We start from the raw sequence: 23,010 nt of genomic DNA on the forward strand, positions 1-23,010 counted from the left end.
CTTAATCCTTTCCGTGTAGTAGTGAATCCGGCACATACCCCTCGTAGCCTGGCAAGTTAGTCACCTGCACAACTCCGGTGAAAAAGCGCTTAAGCGCCGGGATATCCTCGGGCTGCAAGTGATCAAAGACCATGCGCCGCACCGATTCCACGTGTTCGGGCGCGGCGCGGCGTAGGTGTTCTAGACCGGCGTGCGTTACGCACACATTGATACCGCGGGCATCGTCCTCGTCCGGTTCCTTAAACAATAGGCCGCGCTTTTCCATTCGGGTTACCTGGTGCGAGGCCCTAGAGCGGTCCCACTCCAGCTGCGTGCACAACTCGCGCAGGCGCAGGCGCTGTTCGGGCGCCTCTGAAAGAGCGACTAGGACGGCAAACTCGGAGGCAGAGACTTCCCCGCCGGCTTTCAGCGTTTCATCCATTCCCCTATCTATTTTGCGCACAGCGGCAAGCAACAGGCGCCATAGCTCCTGTTCTTCGTCGTTTAACCAGCGAGTTTGATAAGGCATGGGACCTAGATTACCCCTTTGAGGGAAGCTATGTTGCGCTCGTCGCGTCCCGGCACCCGGGAGTAGCGCTCTGGTATGCAGGTAAAGACCAATACCTGATTATCCCGGCCGACATGGGAAAAGAGCGTGGCCATAAGTTGCAGACGGTGCGCGTCAGTAGAACCCAGCGCATCGTCGACGATGACCGGTACCGACTCCGCCCCCACTAATTGCGCAATGGCAAAGCGGGTGAGGATGGCCAATTGCTCGCGGGCACCACCAGAAAGGCTAGCCAGACTTACCGTCTCATTGTCCTGAGTGCGAGCGATGACACGTAGATCTTCATCGAGTTCAAAGGTGATTTCGCCACCATAAACAGTGCGCGCCAACTGTGAGAGCGCAGCCACGAAGGGCGCGGCGTAGCGCTGGCGGGCGGCATCGCGGTGCTTGAGCAATATTTCGCGCAGGTAACGGGCTGCTTGGGCGCGCTTGTCGACGCTCTCGTACACCGCCCGAGCCATATCTACCGCCGCGGTGGCCTGCTGTGCGCGATCGGCGGCACCGGAGTGGAAGTTCACCTCGCTAGAAAGCCGGCCGAGGTCCACCTCGCAGCGCTGTATGCGTTCGGTGAGGTAATCCAGATGGGATTGCGCGCCTTCCACCAAGGAGTTGGCGGTCTTAAGGTCCACAGCTTCCATCTGATCCAGTTGCCCACGCAGGTCCGCCACTACGGATTCCAGGCGGATAACCTCGGCACGCAGGTCCCCGTCGGCGGCGCGTTCACGAGCGGCGGAAAGGTCTCGAGTCACGCGCTGCGCATTTTCGCGGGCGGCGTCCAGCTCGGCATCTAGGCGCACCACCTCGTGAGCAAGGCGGCTTTCGCGATACGGCATAAGCTCGCGGTCGAGCGCATCGACCTTTTCGCTAGCTTCTTCCTCTGCGGCTTCAGCGGCAGGAAGGTCTACCTCGGCGGTATCTTCAAGGTCCGCGACTTTTTCAGCCAGCGCGGAATGCTGGGAGCGCAAGCCGGCCAAGTCATCTGGACCCAGCTCGGCACTAAGCGCACGGGTAGCGGCATCGAGGGCATCGTTCTGCGCACGGTGAGTCTCATGAGCTTCCTCGGCCGCAGCCACAGATTCTACGCCGAGGGTATCGAGCAGATCCCGCAGCCGCATGCGCGCCTGTTCCACATCGCGCTGGGTGTCCTCGGCCGAGTAGGAACCGGCCGAGAAACGGGCGGTGATATCGCCGATGGTGATTACGCGGGAATCGACAAGCTCGACGGCGGTGTCCTCCCCCACCTCGATGTCCTCGCCATCGACGCGAATGGTAGAACCCGCCGGCCCAGAAAAATGCACCTTGGCGGCCGCAGCCTCGTGCAGGCGCTCTGCTACCGAAAGGGCCGAGTCCGCCTTATGCAAACCGGTGATATCGGCCGCGGTCACCTCGCGGCCGCGCTGCGCAACGACGGCGCGGGCTTGATCCGCCTCGGCGGCAAGGATGTCAAGCGAGTCTAGCCGGGCACTGAGCTGCTCAAACTTCTGCTTATCTTGCTGGCGGCGCGCTTGCTTAAGCGTACTACGAGCCGCGGCATAGTCCTCTTTGGCCTCCGCTAGTTGCTTCTCTAGCGATTCCTTGGCCGCGGCTTCTTCTTTCGCCTTGTCCTGCGCGGCGGTGAGCTTGTACTGGGCAGCCTCGGTGACCCTGGCAGATTCCTCAGCGGCGGTGACGAGCTCGGCGCGCTCGGTGACTGCGGATTGCGCACGAGCAAGATCCTCTGAAGCACGGGCGAGGGTGGCCTTATGGGAGTCCAGGGTGGCCTGCGCGGTGGCGGCTTCCTCGGCCTGGGCTTGTTTCTCTGCGAGGTCGGCGCGGGCGGCGGGGAGCTCTGCTTCGGCCGCGGCTTGGTCGCGTTCGAGTTGCTCGTAGCGTTCAACCACGGAGTCGAGCTCACGCAGCACGCGGGTGGCCTCAGTGTATTCTTCTTCGGCGCGGGCTAGCACTGCGGCGGACTCCTTGTACTCGCCGGCCGGATTACCCTTCGCCGCGGTGAAGTAGCGCTGATATTCCTTGTCCACGCGGGCAAGCAGCGCGGAATCATCGCCGGAGACCTCTTCTTCGGCAAGACCCGATTCGCGCTCGAGCGCACGGGTCAGACTCGGAATGCCGACGGCAGAGATGGTCTCGCCGGTGTCGTCTTGGCGCATAAAGAGGGCGTCGACAAGCGAGCGATCCAAGTGCTCCGAAAGGATGCGCTCCAGCTCATCATCGGCCTGACTGCCGGTAAATTGCGCCGGCCGTGGGGAAGAAATATTCAGCTCGCACGACTTCTTAGATAGCCAGCGTTTGGCAATGCGGAAGCGGTACTCCCCTACGCTCAGCTCAGCCGTAACTTCCGGGGCAACGTCCTTGCCCACCGGCTGCAGGGCGCGAATGCGCTTGGAGCGGCCGCTATGTTTTTCGGTGAGCACCACGTCGAGCGCCTCCACGATGGTGGACTTGCCTGCCTCGTTCTCGCCATGGATAACCACGACGCCGGTCTCAGGCAGCTCATCGAGGGCCAAGTGCTCAATACCGCGGACATTGGTGAGTTCTAGGCGGTGTATGCGCATTAGGACTGTCCCTCCAGGCGGAATAGCAGGTTGGCGGCATCGCGGGCGACGGGATCCTCACGATTATCCAATAGGTCATGCAGCGCCTCGGCCGCGTAGCCGGAAATATCGAGGCTAGCCAATTCTTCTTCGCTGGGTTCCAGGTAAAGGTCCATGGTGCGCTCGCGGGGGCGCAGGGACGCAAACACAGCCTCGTACTCATCCAATCCGCGCTGCAGGCGGGCATGCGCCTCGACCCCGAGCGTACCGCGCAGGCTATATTTCACGGCCGTGCGCACCTTATCCGGGTACTCGCCCAGCCGCGCGAGGAAGCGCTCCACGTCTTCGGCGGAGTCCACGGCAGCGTCGAGGGCTTCAAAGGTCCAGCGGCCGATGCGGCGCTTCTCGACGTCCACCTCATCCCCCACGCGCACCACCAGCGCATTGCCGGAATCAGATTCACCGCCGCCAGTACTCGTTTCCTTATAGTCCGTGGTCTCCGGGCTACCAGAGAACCACACCCGTCCGGTCGTGCCAAGGCTCGCGGTGGAGTGGGTATCACCGAGCGCGAGGTAGTCGATGACCCCGCGGTCCAAGCAATCCTCGACGAAGGCAAGGTCAATGGTATCGGCGTCATCCTCGCCGGAGCGGGAATCCACCTGGCCGTGGCCGACGGCGATGCGAATGCCCGCGGCCGGCTCCAATGGTTCGAGCGCTTGGCGGACCAAGTCGTGGTTCGCGCGCTTGGAAAGGTACGGCGCGCCAACCAACTCCACGCCGGGTGCGACCTCGATGGGCTCCGAGTCTGCTATGACGTGGACATTGTCCGCGCTGGCCTTATAAAAGACCGAATCCGCCACCAGCGGGTCGTGGTTTCCCGGCAGGACATAGACCGGCACCGGCAGGCGCTTAAACATCTCCGTGGCGCGGGCAAGGATTTCGCGCGAGAGGGCATTATGCTCAAAGACGTCGCCGGCCACGACGATGAACTCCGCGCCCGTGTCCTTGGCCAGCTCGCCCAGCCGCATGATGGCGGCCTCGCGGTCATCATTAAAGCGGCCTTGGGCCTCGCCCTTCAAAAACCACCGGGTCATGCCCAGCTGAAAATCGGAGGTATGGATAAACGTGGTAGCAGTCATTAGTGCGAGAGGTGATAGTAGAGGTCTTCAATATCGGATACCGCGCGCAGGAGATCCAGATTGGTGTGTGAAACCGAGCGCATGGCCTTGCGCAACAGGTCCGGATCGGAGTCATCGATGGCTGGCGCTACCTTGGGCTGCGGCAGCTTCGGCAGCTCGCGGCCGTTCCAGAAGATGTCATTCTTTTCTTCCTCGGACAGGTCGCTCGGGGTAAAGCTTTCGCGGCTGACCGTCTTGGCCTGCTCTAAGACCATGCGCTCGAGACGGGCAAAGTCCAACCCGCGCATATTAAAGATGACGGCCGGGTCCGCATCGGCGCGGGTGGCGAGCTTATCGCCCACCGCCACAATGTGCTTGCACACGTACTCGCCATCTGGGCAGTCGCAGGTCAGGCGGAGGTCTTCGGCCTCGGGGGCAAAGAGGGTGTCCAGGGCGGCGTCGGAAAGCATGCCCTTGCGCGCATTAGCCACGGAATTGGGGGTCCGGGCGAACTCGGTGGCCAGCTGGGCAATATCATCGTTATTGCGGTACGGCAGCTGGATGAGCACCGCAAAGGGCTCGTTCTGGGAGCCAGCCACGCGGCCGTGGATGGCGCCATTGCGCACCTCGAGGCCTACGACGTGTCCGCCCTCGGCATACTGACGGCCGCGGGTAATCCGGCCGCGGTCCGCACCGTGGGAGGTAAAGGCTGCGATACGCGAAGCCGTAGTGGACAGGATGCGCCCGCTGCGGTCCACGTGATTAACCTCGGCCGGGGTGCTTACCCGCTTTCGAGTGCCAAAATTGGCATAGATGACGTTGTCGTCGCCTTTAACGGCCATGGATTACTCCCTCCCCCGGTAGCTCATGAGTGCGGCCAGCTGATCTGGGTCCAGCTCGGTGAGCCAGCCCTCGCCTTCGCCCACCACGGCGCCGGCTAGCTGCGTCTTACCGTCCAAGATATCCTGGATGGATTCCTCCAGCGTACCTGCGGTGATCATCTTATACACCTGCACATTGCGACTCTGGCCAATGCGGAAGGCACGGTCCGTCGCTTGGTTTTCCACCGCCGGATTCCACCAGCGGTCCATGTGCACGACGATAGAGGCGGCCGTCAGGTTCAGGCCGGTGCCGCCGGCTTTGAGCGAAAGGAGCATCGCCGGCGGGCCGTCCTCGGACTGGAAATCTTCCACCATCTGGTCGCGCTTATTCTTGGTTACCCCGCCGTGGAGGAAGGGGATCTCGCGGCCCAGCTGGTCACTCAGATAGGGCTGCAGGATATCGCCAAAGGCCTTGTACTGGGTAAAGACGAGGAGTCGCTCGCCGGATTCGGTGGCCTCGTCCACGATGCGCATGAGCTCTTTGACCTTGCCGGAGCGATGCTTGCCCTTCAGCGTCACCGGCGAGTTATCGCCCAGGTAGTGCGCGGGGTGATTACAAATCTGCTTAATGCGGGTTAGCGAGGCCAGCACCAAACCGCGCTTATTTATTCCCGTAGCCTCCTGCAGGTCCTTCTTTACCTGGTTGACCAGTGCCTTATACAGGGCGGCCTGCTCGGTGGTCATGGATACGGTGAGGATCTGCTCGGACTTTTCCGGCAAGTCATCGATGATATTCGGGTCCGTCTTGACGCGGCGGAGGATAAACGGCGCGGTGAGCTGGCGGAGGCGCTCGGACATCTCCTCGTCATTATTGCGCTCGATGGCCTTGGCAAAGTGATTGCGGAAAAACGAGGCGGTGCCCAGCACTCCGGGATTACAAAAATCCAGGATGGAGCGCATCTCGGAGAGTCGATTTTCCACCGGGGTGCCGGTCAGCGCCACGCGGTGTTCTGAGGGCAGCGAGCGCACGGCCTTGGACGAGCGGGTCGCGGAGTTCTTGATGGCCTGGGCCTCATCGAGGACAACGCGCTGCCAGCCCACCTCGCCCATGTCATTAAAGTCGCGGCCCACGGTGCCATAGGTGGTGATGACGAGGTCGCACTCGCCGGCCTTCTTAATAAAGTCCTCGCCGCGCGGGCGGCTCGAGCCGTGCTGCACCATGACCTTAAAATCTGGAACGAAGCGCTGAACCTCGCGGGCCCAGTTGCCCACCACGGACGTTGGTGCCACCACGAGCGTGGGGCCAGTCTGCTCACCGCGGTCCTTCTCTACCGCGAGAAGGGACAGTAGTTGGAGGGTCTTGCCGAGGCCCATGTCGTCGGCAAGCACGGCACCAATGCCACTGCGCGACATCCAATACAGCCAGTCGACGCCGCGGCGCTGGTACTCGCGCAGCTCCGCATGTACGGATGCGGGAATATCCACGCGTTCCGGGGCGACCTTGTCCACCCCACCGAGCAGCGCCGTGTGCCAGGTGCTGCCGGTGAACTCGATGGGCTCTTGGGTCATGGACTCTAGCGCCAGCTCGCGCAGTTCGGCCACGGTGACCTGCTCGTGCTCCTCGCCGCCCTCGTTGAATTCCAGGCGCCGGCGCTCCACGTCCGCCATCAGGGCTTCCCACCCTGGCTGGTCGAGCTGCTTGGCCATTTCCGCGGAGGCAGCTAGCTGCTCAAGTTCCTTCTTCTTGCGCGCGATGGACTTCTGTTTCAGCGCGTCCATGTAGCCGGAGACTTGGGAAACGACCTGCTTATCGGCCATGACCCACTTGCCGCGCAGCTGGATGAGGCCGGACTTGGAATTGACCAAGTCCTCCATCTCTTCCTCGGTCAGCTCCACATCGCCCACGGACATGCGCCAGTTATAGTCCACCAGCTTATTCATGCCGATGTGCTTCTTCGTGGCGGCCTCGGCCGGATCGCGGGCCTCGTGGGTTTCCAGCTTGGCCTTAGTCTCCATCTGCGCCCACGCCTTGGGCAGCATGACGGTCACGCCGCTGGCCTTGAGCTTATCCACCTCGTGGGTAATAAAATGAGTGAGCTGGTGGGTTTCAAGGTAGACGTCCCAGTCGCCGTCGCCAGGCTGCGGCAGCTGCGCGGTCTCCCCCAGCGTGGGTGCGATGCGCACGGCTTTGCGGTGGGCCTCGCGCAGCTTTTCCACACTCGCCCTATCCAAACTCTGCGCCGACACCGGCCGCGGAGAATCCGTGCCCGAGCGTACCCGCACGCGCACCGGCCACTTGCCTGCATCCGGGTCATCGTCAAGCGGTTCCTCCACGATGTAGACCAGCTGGAGTTCTACCTCGTAAATGGAATTCTTCCACTCATTGAGCCCGCGCAAAAGCTGCGCGCGTCCACGCCGGATCGGCCGCGTATCGAGCAACGCGCGGGCGAATTCGTGCCATGGCATCGGCCGCGGTGCCTCCGCCACGGGCCGCAGCTCGTGGAAGGCAATCCAATGCGTCAGCTCATCGGCCATATCATCCGATAGCGCCCGATTATTCACGTGCAAGATGCCCGGCGCAGCCGCCATCATCTCCGCAAGCCATCCGCGCTCGCCCAGGCCGGAGGCAAGCTGCCACATGGGGAACCATTCATTGGCTTGGTAAGCAAGCCGGAAGGTCACGCGCCCGGCGCGCACGAACTTGCACAGCCCGCTGTAAGCATGGATCAGCCATTGGAGATCCGGCGCGATGGTGGCGGGCGGCTTGTGATTCAGGTGTTCCATTTGAGCAAGCGCCGCCACGGCCTCTTCTGGGCCGAACATTGCCATCGGCACCATCAACGACACATCCTTACCCTTGGGCGTGCGCAGCGATACCCGTGCTCGGTTGCGGAAAGATTTCTTCCCCAAGATGGACTCCACCGCCGGCGGGAAGGTGCCTTCAGGAACGGCATTGGGCATGACAATCTTGTGCCCTTCTACCTGTTCAATCCATAGACTAAGTCCCGTAACGGGGAGCCACAGTCCATGCACGAGGTAAGAAGCCATAACCGCCAGCATAGCAGCCCTTCCCATTTTGTTACATGCTCGTTATGTTCTCCCCTTTTCCCAGTTGAACGATAGAAAATCCATAGGGAGATATGCGCCACACCTGTATTCTCGCTTGGGTTAACCTTGTGACCTCGTTAACGTGGGTATGTCCTACAGATCACTACAAGGAGTAAAACGTGCAAGATTCAACTTGGTACGTCATTGCGATGATCGTGTATCTTCTCGCAATGGCAGCCATTGGCTATTGGAGCTACAAACAAACCGATCAATATGACGATTATGTTTTGGGCGGCCGTGGCCTGCACCCATTCGTAGCGGCTCTTTCTGCTGGCGCATCCGATATGTCCGGCTGGCTACTGATGGGCCTGCCTGGCGCGCTTTTTCTCTCCGGCATGTCCGAGCTGTGGATGGCCATCGGCCTGCTCGTCGGTTGCTGGGCTAACTGGAAGTGGGTCGCACCGCGCCTGCGTTCTTACTCAGAAATCGCGGCCAACTCCATCACCGTGCCGTCCTTCTTTGAAAACCGCCTGCACGATAAGTCCCGCCTGCTGCGCATCATCTCCGCAGCCATCATTATCTTCTTCTTTACCTTCTACGTCTCCTCGGGCATGGTTTCCGGTGGCCGCTACTTCGAGTCCACCTTCGGTGGTGACTACCTCACCGGCATGCTCGTCATCGCTGCGGTGACCATCTTCTACACCTTCGTCGGTGGCTTTTTGGCGGTGTCTTATACGGACGTCGTCCAGGGCGTTCTTATGTTCGTCGCCCTGATGATCGTGCCGATTATGGCCATTGTCTCTCTCAGCGATCCTGCCTCCATCTTCTCTTTCGCCGGCAATAATGCCTACGGCACCGATGGCGTAGTGGAAAATGACAGCTACTTCTCTATGTTCGCGGGCGTTTCCGCTGGCGTCATCATCGGCAACCTGGCTTGGGGCCTGGGATACTTTGGCCAGCCGCACATCGTGGTCCGCTTCATGGCGCTGCGTAAGCCTTCCGACGCCAGCCAAGGCCGCTTCTACGGCGTAACTTGGATGGGACTATCCGTCATCGGTGCTATCTTCGTCGCCCTATCCGGCACCGTTTACTTCACCCAGACCGGCCACAGCATCACCGACCAGGAAAACTTCGAAACCATCTTCCTGGATATGGCGCAGGCCATGATGCACCCACTGCCCGCAGGCTTCGTCCTGACCGCGGTTCTAGCCGCCATTATGTCCACCATGTCGTCCCAGATGCTCGTCGTCTCTACTTCCCTCATCGAGGACCTCTTCCTCATCTTTGCCAAGAAGAAGCCAGGCGAGCAGGTCCTCATCAACCTCTCCCGCACCGCCATCGTAGCTATCGCGGTCATTGCCGCCCTGCTGGCAATCAACCCATCTGACTCCATTTTGGGTCTGGTTGGATTCGCTTGGGCAGGCTTCGGCTCTGCCTTCGGCCCGATCATCTTGCTCTCCCTGTACTGGAAGCGCCTCAACTCCGCCGGTGCCATTGCCGGCATGCTTACCGGTGCCATCGTTGCTATTGGCTGGGGTATGTCTCCGCTTTCCGACGTCCTCTATGAAATCGTCCCAGGCTTCTTCCTGGCCCTCATCGTGGCAGTTATTGTCGCCAAGCTCACCAAAGAGCCTAAGCCAGAGGTTGTGGCCGAATTTGAAGAGTCCACCAAGCTAGCCAAGCTCGTGGAAAATAACTCCAACCTCGACTTCGAGGAAGCAGCAGAGAAGGTCACCGATAAATAGTCGGAACCAACGCGGACTCCGCGCAGTCCAATAGGACATGAAGTCCTATTACCTGGCCGCGCTATCATGCGTCACCGTCCTTATCGGCGCATGGTATGCGTGGCCTTTTCCACGTTTTGACGTCACCACGCTTCCCTCCCGTCCCGAGGCCACCGGCTACGACCGCGAAGAATTCGGCATTTGGCAGCCCCACGGTGCCTGTACCACCCGTGAGGTCATTCTAGAAAGCCAGTCCAGCGATCCCCTCCACGGCTGCCATGCCCGTAGCGGAACTCTCTATGACCCCTACAGTGGCACCACTATTCCTGCTACCTCCCCTATTGAGATCGACCACATTTTTCCCCTCTCCGCAGCCTATGACATGGGTGCTTCCGAGTGGGACCGCGAAACCAAGGTCCGTTTTGGCAACGATCCGCTCAACCTCGTAGCCACCAGCCGTGAGCTCAACCAAGAAAAGTCAGATTCCCTCCCTGCGGAATGGCTTCCCCCGGCCAACCGTTGCGACTACTCGCGCCGCCTCGCCGACATCGCCCGCAAGTACTCCCTTCCTCTACCCTCCAAGGATGTACGCGCGATGCAAAGGCAATGTCGGTTAGCCCTCCTGACTGGAAATTGATTAGGGTTGACGTGGCAACTTTCCGCGATTGAAGGGTTCTTTCAATGACTTCTTTCCTTGTATTCCTCCACGTGGCCGCGGCCATCCTCTTGATTGGCCCGGTGTGTGTATCCACTTCCTCCTACCAGACCCAAATGGCGAAGGCAGCACAAGGTGACCAAGCAGCCCTTGGCTCCGCCCGCGTTCTACACAACATCACCAATACCTACGGCTACATCTCCGCCATCGTGCCTATCCTGGGCCTCGGCGTATTCCTTTCCGATATCGACGCCTACAAGTCCGAAGTGAACTTCCACATCGCCATCTTGGTAGCCATCGTCGCATGGTGCCTGCTCTTCTTCGTCATTCTGCCGAAGCAGAAGAAGGCAATGGCCGCCCTCGAGTCCACTGAATCCTTCGACTACGCGGCAGCAAAGAAGCCGCTGTCCGCATTCGGCGGCGTATTCAACCTCCTGTGGATCATCTGCCTCATCCTGATGTACGTCAACTTCTAAGTGGCCTTTTAGAAAGCCATTTACTCCTCTGGGACAGTGTCTTCACTGTCCCTTTCTTCGTTTTCTAGCTCTTCTTTCAACTGCTGCGCATCTTCGTGCGCATTCTGCCGACGCCGCCGCGTCGCCTGTGCCACAGTCTGCGCCCACCTCCGGTTCTTCGGTGCAAGCGGTCCGCTGGCTTCGTCATAGACCCAAGTGGAATCCTCAAAGAGCCAGACGACATCCCCGCTGATCGGGTCCTTGATATAAAATGCCCGCCCATCAGTCTTGATGTTGTGGTGATGTTGACACAGACAAGTCAAGTTCGCCGCCGAAGTAGGTCCTCCGTCAGCAAAGTCATGCCGATGGTCCATCTGGGAAGCCATCGCCGGTCGCGTACATCCAGGCCACCGGCAGGTTCCATCGAGCCCTTCCACAAAGGCGCGGATATGCGGCGGCGTGACGTAGTTTCCACTTTCGTCTTCTGCAGCCTTCTCCATGTCGCGCACGGTCGTGGCGCGCGCTTGCATGTCATCCGCAACCTCCGGCGAAACCCAACCCAGGTTTTGGACGAAAGCAGGAGCATCCGGCAGGTCGCAGCGGTACATATTGAGCACCACTTTTGCCTTGGCCTCAGCCGCACCAATAAGCAACTCGACCGCCGCTTGCGCCAAAGGAATGTCCTTCTCCGCAGCCACACCGCGAATATTTCGGTCAATGATTTCGGCAGTCTCTAGGCCCACGTCGAGACAAACAGCGGCCCACTCCCCGCCCGTGGGCTCCAGGTGATAAGTCTCTTTGCGCCGCGGGTCGCGTGCGGCGATGGTCGGATCAAGGCGGACAATGAGCTCCCGCAGCTTTCGTCGCAGGTTGCGATGGGACGGTAGTTTTTGGTTGGGGCGTTTGGGGGTGAGGTAGGTGGTTAATTCGGCGTCGATAAGCAGGCATTGTTCGGTGCCAATCTCGCCCAACTTGGACAGCGATTGGTCAATAGTAATTAACCGGTCTAAATCTAAGTGGTAAAGCTCTTCCTGCCGGGCTTTAAGGCGCGGCAGCTCCTGTAATCGCTCAAAGGCGAAAATAATATTTCTAATTCGGGACTGCCGCGTTCCGGTGAGATCCGACAGTGATTGGCTAATTATTTCGATATCGTCATCCGGGTCTGGATGCAGGCGCTTCCATAGGAGGTATTCGGCCTTGCGGATGTCTGTAGCTGCTTGTGAGGTGGAATTTTCTGGATTGGTATTGGCAAAGTAGGGCGCATTCATGGACTTCCCCCGCAGAAGTTTCTCTAGAACATGTTTGCGCTTTCAGTATACAAAACCCCTCCGACACCCTACCCCCGTTTATAGTAAAACCGCAGGTCAAAAGGCACGAAAAAATGGGCCTCCGCAGAGGCCCATTGAGTCGAAATTGCTAATCGCGCCAGCGTCCACCGCGCTTGCGTCCGCCGCCGTGATCACGGCGTGGCGGGCGGCCGGTGTCCTTTTGAATCTTGATCAGCTGGCCGGAAATGCGGGTATCCTTCAGTCGGTCCAGTACTGCCGGGTCAAGGTTCTTTGGCAGGTCAACCAGGGTATGGCCCACCGCGATGGTGATGCGGCCGAAGTCCTTGGCAGACAGGCCACCCTCGTTGGCAATAGCACCCACGATGGCTCCCGGGCGCACATTTTGCCGCTTGCCGACGTCCAGTCGGTACGTCTCAAAGTCTCCGTCTGGCCGCTTAGGACTACGGCCCTTGCCGCCGCCCTTGAAATCGCGCTTGCGATCGTCGCGGCGGTCGCGGTCGCGCTTCGGCTTCGGCAGGGGCTTGTCTTCCATTAGGAAGTTCTTGCCGCCTTGAAGCATGACAGCGAGGGCCGCGGCAATGTCATCCATGGCCGCGTTATTGTCCTCGGAGTACTTGCGCACCAGGGTGCGGAAGAAGTCCGCCTGCTTATTGTCCATGGAGTTGGTAATGGACTGCGCGAACTTTTCCTTGCGCTTTTCATTGACTTCATCGACGGACGGCAGGTCCATCTCTTCCAGACGGGCGTTGGTCACACGCTCGATGGAGCGCAGCATGCGACGCTCGCGCGGGGTGACGAACAGGATGGCTTCGCCGGAGCGGCCCGCGCGGCCGGTGCGGCCGATGCGGTGCACGTAGGACTCGGTATCGTTCGGGATATCGAAGTTGACCACGTGCGTGATGCGCTCGACGTCGAGGCCACGGGCGGCGACGTCGGTAGCCACGAGGATGTCTAGGCGGCCATCCTTGAGCTGATCGACGGTGCGCTCACGCTGCGCCTGCGCAATATCGCCGTTGATGGCGGCGGCGCTGAAACCGCGGTCACGCAGGGTCTGGGCTACCTCTTCGGTCTCGTGCTTGGTGCGGCAAAAGACGATAATGGCGTCGTAATTGATGACCTCAAGGATGCGGGTGAAGGCATCCATCTTCGCGCGGTGCGGAATGAGGAGGAAGCGCTGCGTAATGTTGTCATTGGTGCGGCGCTCGGACTTCACCGTAACCTCGGCGGGGTTATCGAGGTACTGCTTAGAGAGGCGCCGGATAGCGTTCGGCATGGTGGCCGAGAAAAGCGCCACCTGCTTGCGGTCCGGGGTGTCCTCCAAGATGCGCTCGACGTCTTCCTGGAAGCCCATGTTCAGCATCTCATCGGCCTCATCGAGGACGAGGAACTGCAGCTGGGACAGGTCCAGCGAGCCCTTCTCTAGGTGGTCGATGACGCGCCCCGGGGTACCCACGATGACCTGCGCACCGCGGCGCAGACCGGATAGCTGAATGCCATAGGCTTGGCCGCCGTAGATAGGCAGCACCTCGACGCCCTTGAGAGACTCGGCGAAGGATTGGAAGGAGTCCGCCACCTGCAGGGCCAGCTCGCGGGTTGGGGCGAGCACGAGTGCCTGCGGATGGCGGGCCTTGGTGTCAATCTGCGACAGAACCGGCAGCGCGAAGGCTGCGGTTTTGCCGGTACCGGTCTGGGCGAGGCCGACGACGTCGCGGCCTTCCATCAAGATCGGGATGGTTTCTTCCTGAATGGGGGACGGCTTGGTGAAGCCTACTTTCGCAACAGCCTCTAGAACTTTCTCTGGCAGGCCAAGATGCGCGAACCCCTGGGAGTTGTCGTTGGCTGAATCTTGAGACTCAGCGCCGGTGTCCTCAGAAGTATTCGCAGCCCTCGTGTCCTTGGTGACACCTTGCGAGTTGTCCTGAGATTCCGACTTATTAAAATCTTCCGGCTCGTTGACGCCGCCGGTGGCGTTATCGGTAATGCTCATTGCTTCACCAACCCTACGCGATTGCAGCCACAAACTCCATTGCGCAGCTCCTCGGCTTTCCTAGCCCAGCTTTCCTGCAATGTTCGAAGCAGTTCGAAAACACCGAAGCGTGACGTCGCGTCCTTCTTCTAAGGTGCAGTTCATGTCTCATCCACGCCCACGGTTCCTTTACGACCAAGCACGTATCCGTGCCAAGCTAAGTTCGTATCCAGGGTTCAGCACGGAACTGGACCCTCCGGTAGACCTTTATCTGTCCTCGCTGTCTACGGGCCTGATCTACCCCACTAGGTGCAGCCGTCGGCCACAGCATGGCGAGTTTCTACACATTACAGACCGCCGCTTTCACCTAAACCCCGTGTTTCGCATAACTAAGGTGGAGGACAATTTTGAGTTTTATGTGGTGGAGCTAGATCCAGTGCGCTTTCACCGCACTGAATACGCCGCACGTCCAAAACTTCTCAGCCTCGGCAGCGTGGTGGACAACGAGAAAACTACTTACTTTCCGGTGGAGTTTGATTTGGCATCTCGTGGCAAGTTTGTGACTTTTAGTGCTGTCGATAAGCCTAAGGTAGGCCGCCTATACTCCTGCTTTACTTCACGGCCTCGGCACCCTTTATGCCTGCGCATAGAATCCACGGAGGACAAAAATGGGCTGGTGCGCGCCCAGGTGAGCGAGGTCTATAGCGACTTTGAGCGCGGAGAAAGAAAAGGACCGCGAAAGGACTACGGCCCCGATAACCTCCCCTACCGGCCACCGGCTATCACCCGCACGGACGTAGAGATGGAGCTAGGGCGCTTCCGTCGCCTCTACGACCCAGAGTCATGGACTGTTCATGGTGCACAAGACGAAGAAACCCTCTTTATGGTAGAAGATCCGGATGGATCACGGGCGGTCTTTATCGGCAAAAAAGACGCGTGGCTGCATATGACAAAAGAAAAAGGCCGCCGACTATATCAGATAGCGGCGACCTTTCTAGAGGAGCGCTAGGCTCCGGCGATAAAGGTGCGGTAGCTCAGTGGCATGCCTGGGCGGTAGGCCAAGTGCACGGCGCTAGGGGCGTCGAGCACGTGCAGGTCCGCGGCGGCGCCCTCCACGATGGTGCCCTTGGCGGGACGGCCCTGCGGGTCGAGGCCATTGCCAACGTTGTGGCGGCGCAGGGCGGTCGCCCCACCGGTGGTGGCGGCGTGAATGGCCTCATCGACGGAGAGATGTTGCTGCAGGACCGCGGTGGTCACGCAGTAGTTCATCGAGGAGGTATAGGACGTGCCGGGGTTGAGGTTGGAGGCAATGGCGAGGGTGGCGCCGGCGTCGAGAAGCTTGCGGCCTGGGGCGAGCGGCTCGCGAGTCGACAGGTCACAGGCCGGCAGCATGGTGGCTACGGTAGCGGAACTGGCCAGCAGCTCGACATCCTCGTCGCTCAAGTGGTTGACGTGGTCTACCGAGGCGGCGCCCAGTTCGACGGCTAGGGCCACGCCTGGGCCCTCGCCCAGCTGGTTGCCGTGCACGCGCAGGCCCAGGCCCAACTTCTTACCGGCTTTCAGCACGCGGCGGGATTGTTCCTCGTTGAAGGCACCGCGCTCACAGAAGACGTCGATCCACTGCACATAGGGAGCAACGCCTTCGAGCATGGGGCCAACGACCTCATCGAGATACTCCTCCGCGTCCGCTCCTGGCGGGACCAGGTGCGCACCTAAGAAGGTCACGTCATCGACGTGGCGGGAGGCTACCTTGGCGGCCTCCACCTCGGACTCGGTGTTAAGGCCGTAGCCGGTCTTGGTCTCGAAGGTGGTGGTGCCACCGCGGCGGCCGGCGGCTACGCGGTCCGCCACCAGCTTGTCCAGGCGGTCGGTGCCGGCCTGACGGGTGGCGTCCATGGTCACCGCGATGCCGCCTGCCTCATAGGAACCGCCGGAGATGCGGGCCTCGAATTCGGCGGAGCGGTCACCGTCAAAGACCATGTGGGTGTGCGAATCTACCCAGCCAGGCAGGACGGCGCGGCCGCCCAGGTCCACCTTTTCGTCGGCCGCCGGCGCTTCGGAGGCTGGGCCGACCCAGGCGATGGTGCCGGATTGGGCGATAATTGCGGCGTCGTTAAGCGTGCCGCGCTCGCTGACCGTACGGAGTTCTGAAATGCCGGTAAAAAGTGTGCTCATCTAGTCCCTTGCCTTGAATTCCATTGGAATGCGGACGCCGCGCTCATCGGCGACCTCCTTCGCGCGAGTGTAGCCGGAATCGACGTGGCGGATAACGCCCATACCCGGGTCATTGGTGAGCACCGCGCGCAGCTTGGCCGCGGCGAGCTCGGTGCCGTCTGCAACAGTGACCTGGCCTGCGTGGATGGAGCGGCCCATGCCCACGCCACCGCCGTGGTGGAGGGAAACCCAGGTAGCGCCGGAAGATACGGCGGTCATGGCATTGAGCAGCGGCCAGTCAGCCACGGCATCGGTGCCATCGAGCATGGCCTCGGTTTCGCGGTATGGGGATGCCACGGAGCCAGAATCCAGGTGATCGCGGCCGATGACGATCGGCGCCTTGATCTTGCCCTCGCGCACAAGGTCGTTGAAGAGCAGGCCGGCCTTGTGGCGCTCGTTGTAGCCCAGCCAGCAAATGCGTGCCGGCAGGCCCTCGAACTCGACATACTCCTCGGCGGCATCGAGCCAGTTGTGCAGGTGCTCGTTGTCTGGGAAAAGCTCCTTGAGCGCCTGGTCGGTGACCTTGATGTCCTCTGGGTCGCCGGAGAGCGCGGCCCAGCGGAAGGGGCCTAGGCCCTCGCAGAAGAGCGGGCGGATATAGGCCGGAACGAAGCCAGGGAACTCGAAGGCACGCTGGTAGCCGGCCTTGCGAGCCTCATCGCGGATGGAGTTGCCGTAGTCAAAGACCTCGGCGCCCTCATCCTGGAACTCGACCATAGCCTGGACCTGAGCGGCCATGGATTCGCGGGCCTTCTTGGTAAAGGTGGTTGGGTCTGCCTTGGCCTCGTTATGCCAGTCCTCCACGGTGATTTCAGAAGGCAGGTAGGACAGCGGGTCGTGTGCGGAGGTCTGGTCCGTGACGATGTCGACGGTAAATTCCCCGGCGCGCTGGCGGCGCAGGACCTCTGGGAAGACCTCGGCGGCGTTGCCTACCAGGCCGACGGACAGGGCCTTCTTGTTTTCCTTGGCATCCAGGACCAGCTTGAGGGCCTCATCGAGGTCGGTGACCACCTCATCGAGGTAGCGCTTATGCTGGCGGCGCTTGAGACGAGTCTCGTCCACGTCCGCGATGAGGCAGGCGCCGCCGTTGAGGGTGACAGACAGCGGCTGTGCGCCGCCCATGCCACCGCAGCCACCGGTCAGGGTGAAAGTACCGGCCAGGCTGCCGCCAAAGCGCTTCTTAGCCACGGCCGCGAAGGTCTCGAAGGTGCCCTGCAGGATGCCCTGGGTGGCGATGTAGATCCAAGAGCCGGCCGTCATCTGGCCGTACATCATCAGGCCCTCGTCCTCGAGCTTTCGGAAGTGCTCCCAGTTAGCCCAGTCTCCTACCAGGTTGGAGTTAGCAATAAGTACACGCGGTGCCCACTCATTGGTCTTCCAGATGCCCACCGGCTTGCCGGACTGCACCAGCAGGGTTTCATCAGATTCCAGGTCCTTAAGGGATTCTACGATGGCATCAAAAGCTTCCCAGCTGCGCGCTGCACGGCCGGTGCCGCCGTAGACCACGAGGTCCTCGGGGCGCTCTGCAACCTCGGGGTCGAGGTTATTCATGAGCATGCGCAAGGGCGCTTCGGTCTGCCAAGACTTGGCGGAAAATTCGGTTCCGCGCGGCGCGCGTACTTCGCGTGGTTGAGACATGGCTTCCTTTCGTCGTGCTTTTCGACACCCTCCCAAGCCCCCTAGGCCGGTTTCCCGGGGCTGTCCCCGAGGACTTGCTCGGCGTCACATGTCATAAGGTACTGTGACGCAGCTCTGTGTACCATGACACATAAGCCCTAACTGTCTCGTATATGAGACACCCGCGGAATGATCTACGATGGCCTGCATGCGCCGGTTCATCCCCCTCCTTTCCGCGGCCCTCCTCGCCGCTTGTTCCACCCCTGCCGAGGAACCGCAGCCACCCCACTATGTAGCGCTGGGAGATTCCTATGCGGCCATGGGATCGACCACGCTGCCGCTCGATCCGCCCAATACCTGCGTACGCGCACAAGATTCCTACCCCGAGCTCGCAGCCAAGGAGATAGGCGCAGAACTCACCAATGTCACCTGCCAGGGCGCTAGCACCCTCGACGTACTCTCCTCGGCCGGCGAGCACCCCGCCCAGGTGGACGCCCTACGCGAGGACACCGACCTGGTCAGCCTATCCATCGGCGGCAATGACGCCAGCTTCGTGCGGCTTACCCAGTGCGCCACGGACGATATCTGCCAGGCGGAATCAGGCGCGCAGATTGACTTAGAAATCCGCGATCTGCCCCGCCGGCTCGACAAGGTCTACGAGGAGATTCACCGCCGCTCCCCTAATGTGAAGGTCCTTGCCACCGGCTACCTCCCCCTTATCAAGCACGGGGAGACCTGCCCCTACATAGAAAAAATCCCGGCCAGTGACCGGGATTGGTTGGCAGAGTCCATCGAGCGCATCAACCAGGCGGTGCGCGAGGCCGCCGAGCGCAACGGGGCTAGCTACGTGCTTGCCGACGCCGCCCTAGACCACACCGCCTGTTCCCCCTCGCCGTGGGTGGATTTCACAGGCCAGGAGACTGATTCCTTTCCCATGCATCCCACCCACGCGGGCCAGGTGGCAATGGCCCAGGCTCTACGCGCTGCCCTCTAGTCCGGCGCGTGCGGCGTCATCGGAACCAGGCACGCGCATCTCGAATTTTTCTGTGACCACGGTGTAGTCAAAGTAGCCCATGCGCGCGATGGGCTTAATCTTGAGGATGTCCAGCTTGCCTTCCTCATCGATGACAGATTCATCGATATGGATAGTGTTGACATCCGCCACCACGAGATCGATGCTGCCCACCTTGGAATTGCCAGGCACGCGCAGCGTGGTCTTGTACTGGCACTCGAACTTCACCGGCGATTCTTTCACCATGGGAATGCGGTAATTGTCCGCATATTCCTTGGTAACGGACAGGCGGTCCCATTCGCTATCGCCATAATCTAGTACCTGGGCAGATTTATTGACTTCCTCGCGTAGGTCATAGGTAGCCATATTCCACACGAACCAGCCGGTTTCCACGGCATTGAGGACCGTGTCCTTGCGACGACCGTCCGGGTACTGGTTGGCCGAAAACATCACCATGGGCGGATCGCAGGTGAGGTTTTGCCACTGGCTATAGGGAGCGATATTTTCACGGCCTTGGCCGTCGACGCTAGAGAGCCAACCAATAGGTCGTGGCACCGTGCTCGCCTTAAAGGGCGAAAATGGCAAGGGCTTAGGCTCGGTCTGCGGATGCCAGGAAATGGTCGACATATTAATCACGCAGCTTTCCAGTAGCGTCCTCGACGACGTCGATAAGAGCGCCTTCCTTGACTAGGCGTACAGTCTCCTCGATTTCCGGAGACAGGTAGCGGTCCACGCCGGGGCCGTCCACAGTCTGGCGCAGCTTCTCAATCACCGCGCCGGTTCCCTTGGCCGGGGTGCCCTCGCGCATGTCGATGGCGCGGGCGGCGGTGAGGATCTCTACAGCGAGCACGCGCTGTAGGCCATCCACGGCCTTGCGCAGCTTGCGGGCGGCGGACCATCCCATAGACACATGGTCTTCCTGCATGGCCGAAGAAGGAATGGAATCGGCCGAAGATGGGTTGGCCAGGCGCTTCATCTCACTGACGATGCCGGCCTGGGCGTACTGGGCAATCATGTGGCCGGAGTCAACACCGGGGTCGTCGGCAAGAAAGGCATTCAGCCCGCGGTTGCGCGCCGGGTCCAGAAAGCGGTCGGTGCGGCGCTCAGAAATGGAAGCCAAGTCCGCGGTGACAATAGCCAGGAAATCGAGCGCATAGGCAACTGGCGCGCCGTGGAAGTTGCCATTGGAGACCACGCGACCATCCTTGGTTACCACCGGGTTATCCACCGCGGCGGCGAGCTCGCGCTCGGCCACCTGGGTGGTATGCGCCAAGGTATCGCGGAAGCCTCCGGCTACCTGCGGGGCGCACCGCACGGAGTAGGCATCTTGTACCTGATTCTTTTTGAACTCCTCGAGCGCGGCCTCCAAGATTTCAGAGCCTTCGGCCACTTGGAGAATATTCGCCGCGGCATCGGCCTGGCCTGGGTGCGGGCGCAGCTGCTGCAGGTCATCGGCAAAGACCACGAGGGTGCCGAGCAGTCCTTCCACAGTCATGGCGGTGGCAATATCGGCGGTCTTTGCGGCCGCGCGCAGGTCAGTAATGGCCAAGCAGAGCTGGCCGAGCATGCCATCGGTGCCGTTAATAAGCGCTAGGCCTTCCTTCTCGCGCAGCTGCAGCGGTTCGATGCCGGCCGCGGCCAAGGCTGCGCCCGCATCCTGCAGCTCGCCGTTTACGCGCACCTCGCCCTCGCCCAGCAGGGCGAGCGCACAGTGAGCAAGCGGCGCCAAATCGCCGGAGCAGCCCAGTGAGCCATACTCTCGCACCACCGGCACAATGCCGGCGTTAAGGACCTTGGCATAGGTTTCCACCACCACGGGGCGCACGCCGGTGCGGCCGGTGCACAGGGTGGACAGGCGCAGCAGCATCAGTGCGCGAATAACTTCTTCTTCTACCTCTGGGCCGGTGCCCGCAGCGTGCGAACGCACCAGGGAAAGCTGCAGCTGTGCACGCATCTCTTCTGGGATATGGCGACGAGCGAGCGCGCCAAAGCCGGTGGAAATGCCATAGACCGGGGTGGGATCCTGCGCGAGTTCTTCTACGCGCTCGCGGGTGGCGGCCACCTCTTCTAAGGCCTCGGGCGCAATCTCCACCGTCGCCCCATAGCGGGCAACGGCAACGACATCCTCGATGCTCAGTGCGCCGACTTTTACAGTCACGGTGGTTGGGTAGGCGCTAGGCATGGCAAATCTCCTTTAAATAAGGGATCAATAACTTCGATGTGTCGCGCGACAGCCTAACGCGATGAACGTATGCTACCTCACTTTTTCTGGTTGCGGTACATTTTGGCAGCTACCTTGTCCGAGACCTCCAGCAAAGCTCGAATGGCGGCGTCTACCTTCGCATCCGACGTCCCTACCGGATACGTCACCGCTACCGCCGCTGCTGGACGGTCCAAATGATCCAGGATGGGTACCGCCACAGAGGCCTGACCGCGAGTAATTTCTTCAATCTCCTGGTCCCACCCGCGTGCAGCTACCAAACTCAAGCGTTCTTTCAACGCGGTAAAGCCGCTACCCCCCGCAATATCAAAGGCGGCGCGCACCTCCGCATCAGGCAGATGCGCCAGCATCACACGCCCGGACGCCGTCTTATGTGCCTGCAGACGCACACCCACCTCGGTCACCAAGGAGGTGGCCCCCGCCGCACGCACCTCCTGCAGATACAAAATTTCAGATCCAGCCATACGTGACAGATGCCCCGATCCACCCACCAGTGCCGCACACTGTTCCAAGTCTCGAGTAGCCATGCGCACCAACGGTTGCTGCGTCACGTAGGCCGAGGCCATGGAATACGCGGCCAGACCCAGGCCATAGGTTTTATGCTCCGGCAAATGGGCTACAAAACCAGCATCAACCATCTCCGCCAGCAGGTGGTATGTAGATGAACGCGGCAGGTTGAGCTCACCTTGGATGCGGGCAGCAGAAATAGGGACGTCGATGGTGGATAAAAGCTTGAGGATATCCATCGCGTGACGCGCCGCGGGGACTCTGTTGGTACTCACGCTTAGTGATTGTAGGCAGAGTCTCCTGCCACACGCCGCGGTTTTACCTAACATCGATAACCATGAACACCGAAAAAGCTGAACTTTTCACTCCCGCCCCCGAATGGTCTGGCCGCTCCGATGGCCCAGGCCCAGAGCATGCCCGCTGGCATAGCGTTATCAATCAGTCCACCGACTCCCCTGCCCCAGTAACCCTCCTAGGCTTTGCGTCTGATGAAGGCGTGCTGCGCAACGGCGGCCGCCAGGGTGCAGCAGCAGGCCCGGCCGCGCTGCGTTCCGCGCTTGGCTCCTTGGCAGTCCACCATGGGCATGCGCTTGCCGACGCCGGCACGATCACCACCCAAGCCGACGACCTCGACGGCGCCCACAACGCGCTTTCTAACAAGGTGCAGGAACTCGTCGAGGCCGGCACCCTCCCCATCATTCTGGGCGGCGGTCACGAGACCGCCTTTGGCTCCCACCGCGGCCTCTACCGCGCGGTGGGCGCCACCAAGATCATCAATCTGGACGCCCACTTCGATCTGCGCCAGGCGGACCAAGCCACCTCCGGCACCCCGTTCAAGCAGATGTCGGAGCTCACCGACGACTTCGATTACACCGTGTTGGGTATCTCCCGCCCCAATAACACCAAGGTGCTTTTCGACGAAGCCGAGTCCCTCGGCGTGGCCATCACCCTAGACGAAGAGCTGGTCAACCTAACCCCAGCCGAGTGCGGCGAACTTGCCGCCCGCGCCACCGAGGGCAAGGACAAGGTTCACTTGTCCATCGACCTCGATGTCCTGCCGGCTTCTACCGCGCCGGGCGTATCCGCCCCGGCGTCTCTGGGCGTGAGCTATGAGCGTATCCGCGCCATGGCCGTAGCTATTGCGCGGACGGGCAAACTAGCCCTGGTGGACGTCGTCGAGCTCAATCCCACCTTTGACATAGATAACCGCACCGCCAAGGCAGCGGCGCGGCTTATCGACGACATCGTCACGGCCCACCTCACTAGCTAAACGCCAACGGCGTTG

General features: G+C 60.9%; 18 protein-coding genes. 6 read left to right on the forward strand and 12 right to left on the reverse strand.

Annotated features, from left to right (window positions below; translation table 11 throughout):
• Position 1: 1 nt before the first annotated feature.
• Genes LG376_RS10810 through LG376_RS10830 form a run of 5 tightly spaced genes read right to left on the reverse strand, consistent with a single transcriptional unit; the run spans position 2 to position 8,077 of the window.
• Positions 2-508, reverse strand: a complete 507-nt coding sequence (locus tag LG376_RS10810) for a MarR family winged helix-turn-helix transcriptional regulator (RefSeq protein ID WP_049378350.1) — start codon at positions 506-508, stop codon at positions 2-4.
• Positions 509-513: 5 nt separating this feature from the next.
• The gene (locus LG376_RS10815) at positions 514-3,099 is read right to left on the reverse strand and encodes an AAA family ATPase (RefSeq protein WP_225747117.1); all 2,586 of its coding nucleotides are present in this window, start codon (positions 3,097-3,099) and stop codon (positions 514-516) included.
• A complete protein-coding gene (locus LG376_RS10820; protein ID WP_225747118.1) occupies positions 3,099-4,217 on the reverse strand; it encodes an exonuclease SbcCD subunit D in 1,119 nt (372 codons plus the stop codon). The genes LG376_RS10815 and LG376_RS10820 overlap by 1 nt, the downstream gene beginning before the upstream one ends.
• Complete coding sequence (locus LG376_RS10825; RefSeq protein ID WP_225747119.1) at positions 4,217-5,038, reverse strand: SWIM zinc finger family protein; 822 nt, start codon at positions 5,036-5,038, stop codon at positions 4,217-4,219. Before LG376_RS10825 ends, LG376_RS10820 begins: the two co-directional genes overlap by 1 nt.
• A gap of 3 nt (positions 5,039-5,041) precedes the next feature.
• The gene (locus LG376_RS10830; protein ID WP_225747391.1) at positions 5,042-8,077 is read right to left on the reverse strand and encodes a DEAD/DEAH box helicase; all 3,036 of its coding nucleotides are present in this window, start codon (positions 8,075-8,077) and stop codon (positions 5,042-5,044) included.
• A 167-nt stretch (positions 8,078-8,244) separates the two neighbouring features.
• Between LG376_RS10830 and putP the strand changes: the two genes are divergently transcribed.
• From putP to LG376_RS10845, 3 genes are read left to right on the forward strand one after another with little or no spacing between them, the layout of a single operon-like run.
• On the forward strand, positions 8,245-9,810 hold the full coding sequence (gene putP, locus LG376_RS10835; protein WP_049378346.1) for a sodium/proline symporter PutP: 1,566 nt from the start codon (positions 8,245-8,247) through the stop codon (positions 9,808-9,810).
• 37 nt (positions 9,811-9,847) lie between these two features.
• Positions 9,848-10,426 carry an HNH endonuclease family protein gene (locus tag LG376_RS10840; protein WP_225747120.1) on the forward strand — a complete coding sequence of 193 codons (579 nt, stop codon included), beginning with the start codon at positions 9,848-9,850 and terminating at the stop codon, positions 10,424-10,426.
• 44 nt (positions 10,427-10,470) lie between these two features.
• Positions 10,471-10,920: a DUF2269 domain-containing protein gene (locus tag LG376_RS10845; RefSeq protein ID WP_198492865.1), complete on the forward strand. Its 450-nt coding sequence runs from the start codon at positions 10,471-10,473 to the stop codon at positions 10,918-10,920.
• A gap of 20 nt (positions 10,921-10,940) precedes the next feature.
• On the opposite strand, the gene LG376_RS10850 is transcribed toward LG376_RS10845, so the two are convergent.
• Together LG376_RS10850 and LG376_RS10855 are read right to left on the reverse strand one after the other, a co-directional pair.
• On the reverse strand, positions 10,941-12,167 hold the full coding sequence (locus tag LG376_RS10850) for an HNH endonuclease signature motif containing protein (protein WP_225747121.1): 1,227 nt from the start codon (positions 12,165-12,167) through the stop codon (positions 10,941-10,943).
• A gap of 148 nt (positions 12,168-12,315) precedes the next feature.
• The gene (locus LG376_RS10855; protein WP_225747122.1) at positions 12,316-14,175 is read right to left on the reverse strand and encodes a DEAD/DEAH box helicase; all 1,860 of its coding nucleotides are present in this window, start codon (positions 14,173-14,175) and stop codon (positions 12,316-12,318) included.
• Between the two features lie 355 nt (positions 14,176-14,530).
• Between LG376_RS10855 and LG376_RS10860 the strand changes: the two genes are divergently transcribed.
• Entirely contained in the window at positions 14,531-15,163 is a 633-nt protein-coding gene (locus tag LG376_RS10860; RefSeq protein ID WP_225747123.1) for a hypothetical protein, read from the forward strand.
• Here the strand turns inward: LG376_RS10860 and hutI are convergent.
• Complete coding sequence (gene hutI / locus LG376_RS10865) at positions 15,160-16,329, reverse strand: imidazolonepropionase (RefSeq protein WP_225747124.1); 1,170 nt, start codon at positions 16,327-16,329, stop codon at positions 15,160-15,162. The two genes, LG376_RS10860 and hutI, sit on opposite strands and share 4 nt — an antisense overlap.
• A complete protein-coding gene (locus LG376_RS10870) occupies positions 16,330-18,006 on the reverse strand; it encodes a urocanate hydratase (protein WP_225747125.1) in 1,677 nt (558 codons plus the stop codon).
• A gap of 187 nt (positions 18,007-18,193) precedes the next feature.
• On the opposite strand from LG376_RS10870, the gene LG376_RS10875 reads away from it, so the two are divergent.
• Positions 18,194-18,979 (forward strand): SGNH/GDSL hydrolase family protein, encoded by a 786-nt coding sequence (locus LG376_RS10875; RefSeq protein WP_225747126.1) that lies wholly within the window; start codon positions 18,194-18,196, stop codon positions 18,977-18,979.
• Here LG376_RS10875 and LG376_RS10880 read toward each other — a convergent pair.
• The 3 genes from LG376_RS10880 to LG376_RS10890 form a co-directional block, all read right to left on the reverse strand.
• Positions 18,962-19,552 carry a flavin reductase family protein gene (locus LG376_RS10880; protein ID WP_255632147.1) on the reverse strand — a complete coding sequence of 197 codons (591 nt, stop codon included), beginning with the start codon at positions 19,550-19,552 and terminating at the stop codon, positions 18,962-18,964. The genes LG376_RS10875 and LG376_RS10880 overlap by 18 nt on opposite strands.
• Before the next feature lie 73 nt (positions 19,553-19,625).
• On the reverse strand, positions 19,626-21,179 hold the full coding sequence (gene hutH, locus LG376_RS10885) for a histidine ammonia-lyase (RefSeq protein ID WP_225747128.1): 1,554 nt from the start codon (positions 21,177-21,179) through the stop codon (positions 19,626-19,628).
• Between the two features lie 77 nt (positions 21,180-21,256).
• Positions 21,257-21,964, reverse strand: a complete 708-nt coding sequence (locus LG376_RS10890) for an IclR family transcriptional regulator (RefSeq protein ID WP_225747392.1) — start codon at positions 21,962-21,964, stop codon at positions 21,257-21,259.
• A 98-nt stretch (positions 21,965-22,062) separates the two neighbouring features.
• On the opposite strand from LG376_RS10890, the gene hutG reads away from it, so the two are divergent.
• Positions 22,063-22,995: a formimidoylglutamase gene (gene hutG / locus LG376_RS10895; protein WP_225747129.1), complete on the forward strand. Its 933-nt coding sequence runs from the start codon at positions 22,063-22,065 to the stop codon at positions 22,993-22,995.
• The last annotated feature ends 15 nt before the right edge of the window (positions 22,996-23,010 follow it).

It is taken from the genome of Corynebacterium sp. Marseille-P4611 (assembly GCF_916618765.1).
Lineage (GTDB): Bacteria > Actinomycetota > Actinomycetes > Mycobacteriales > Mycobacteriaceae > Corynebacterium > Corynebacterium marquesiae.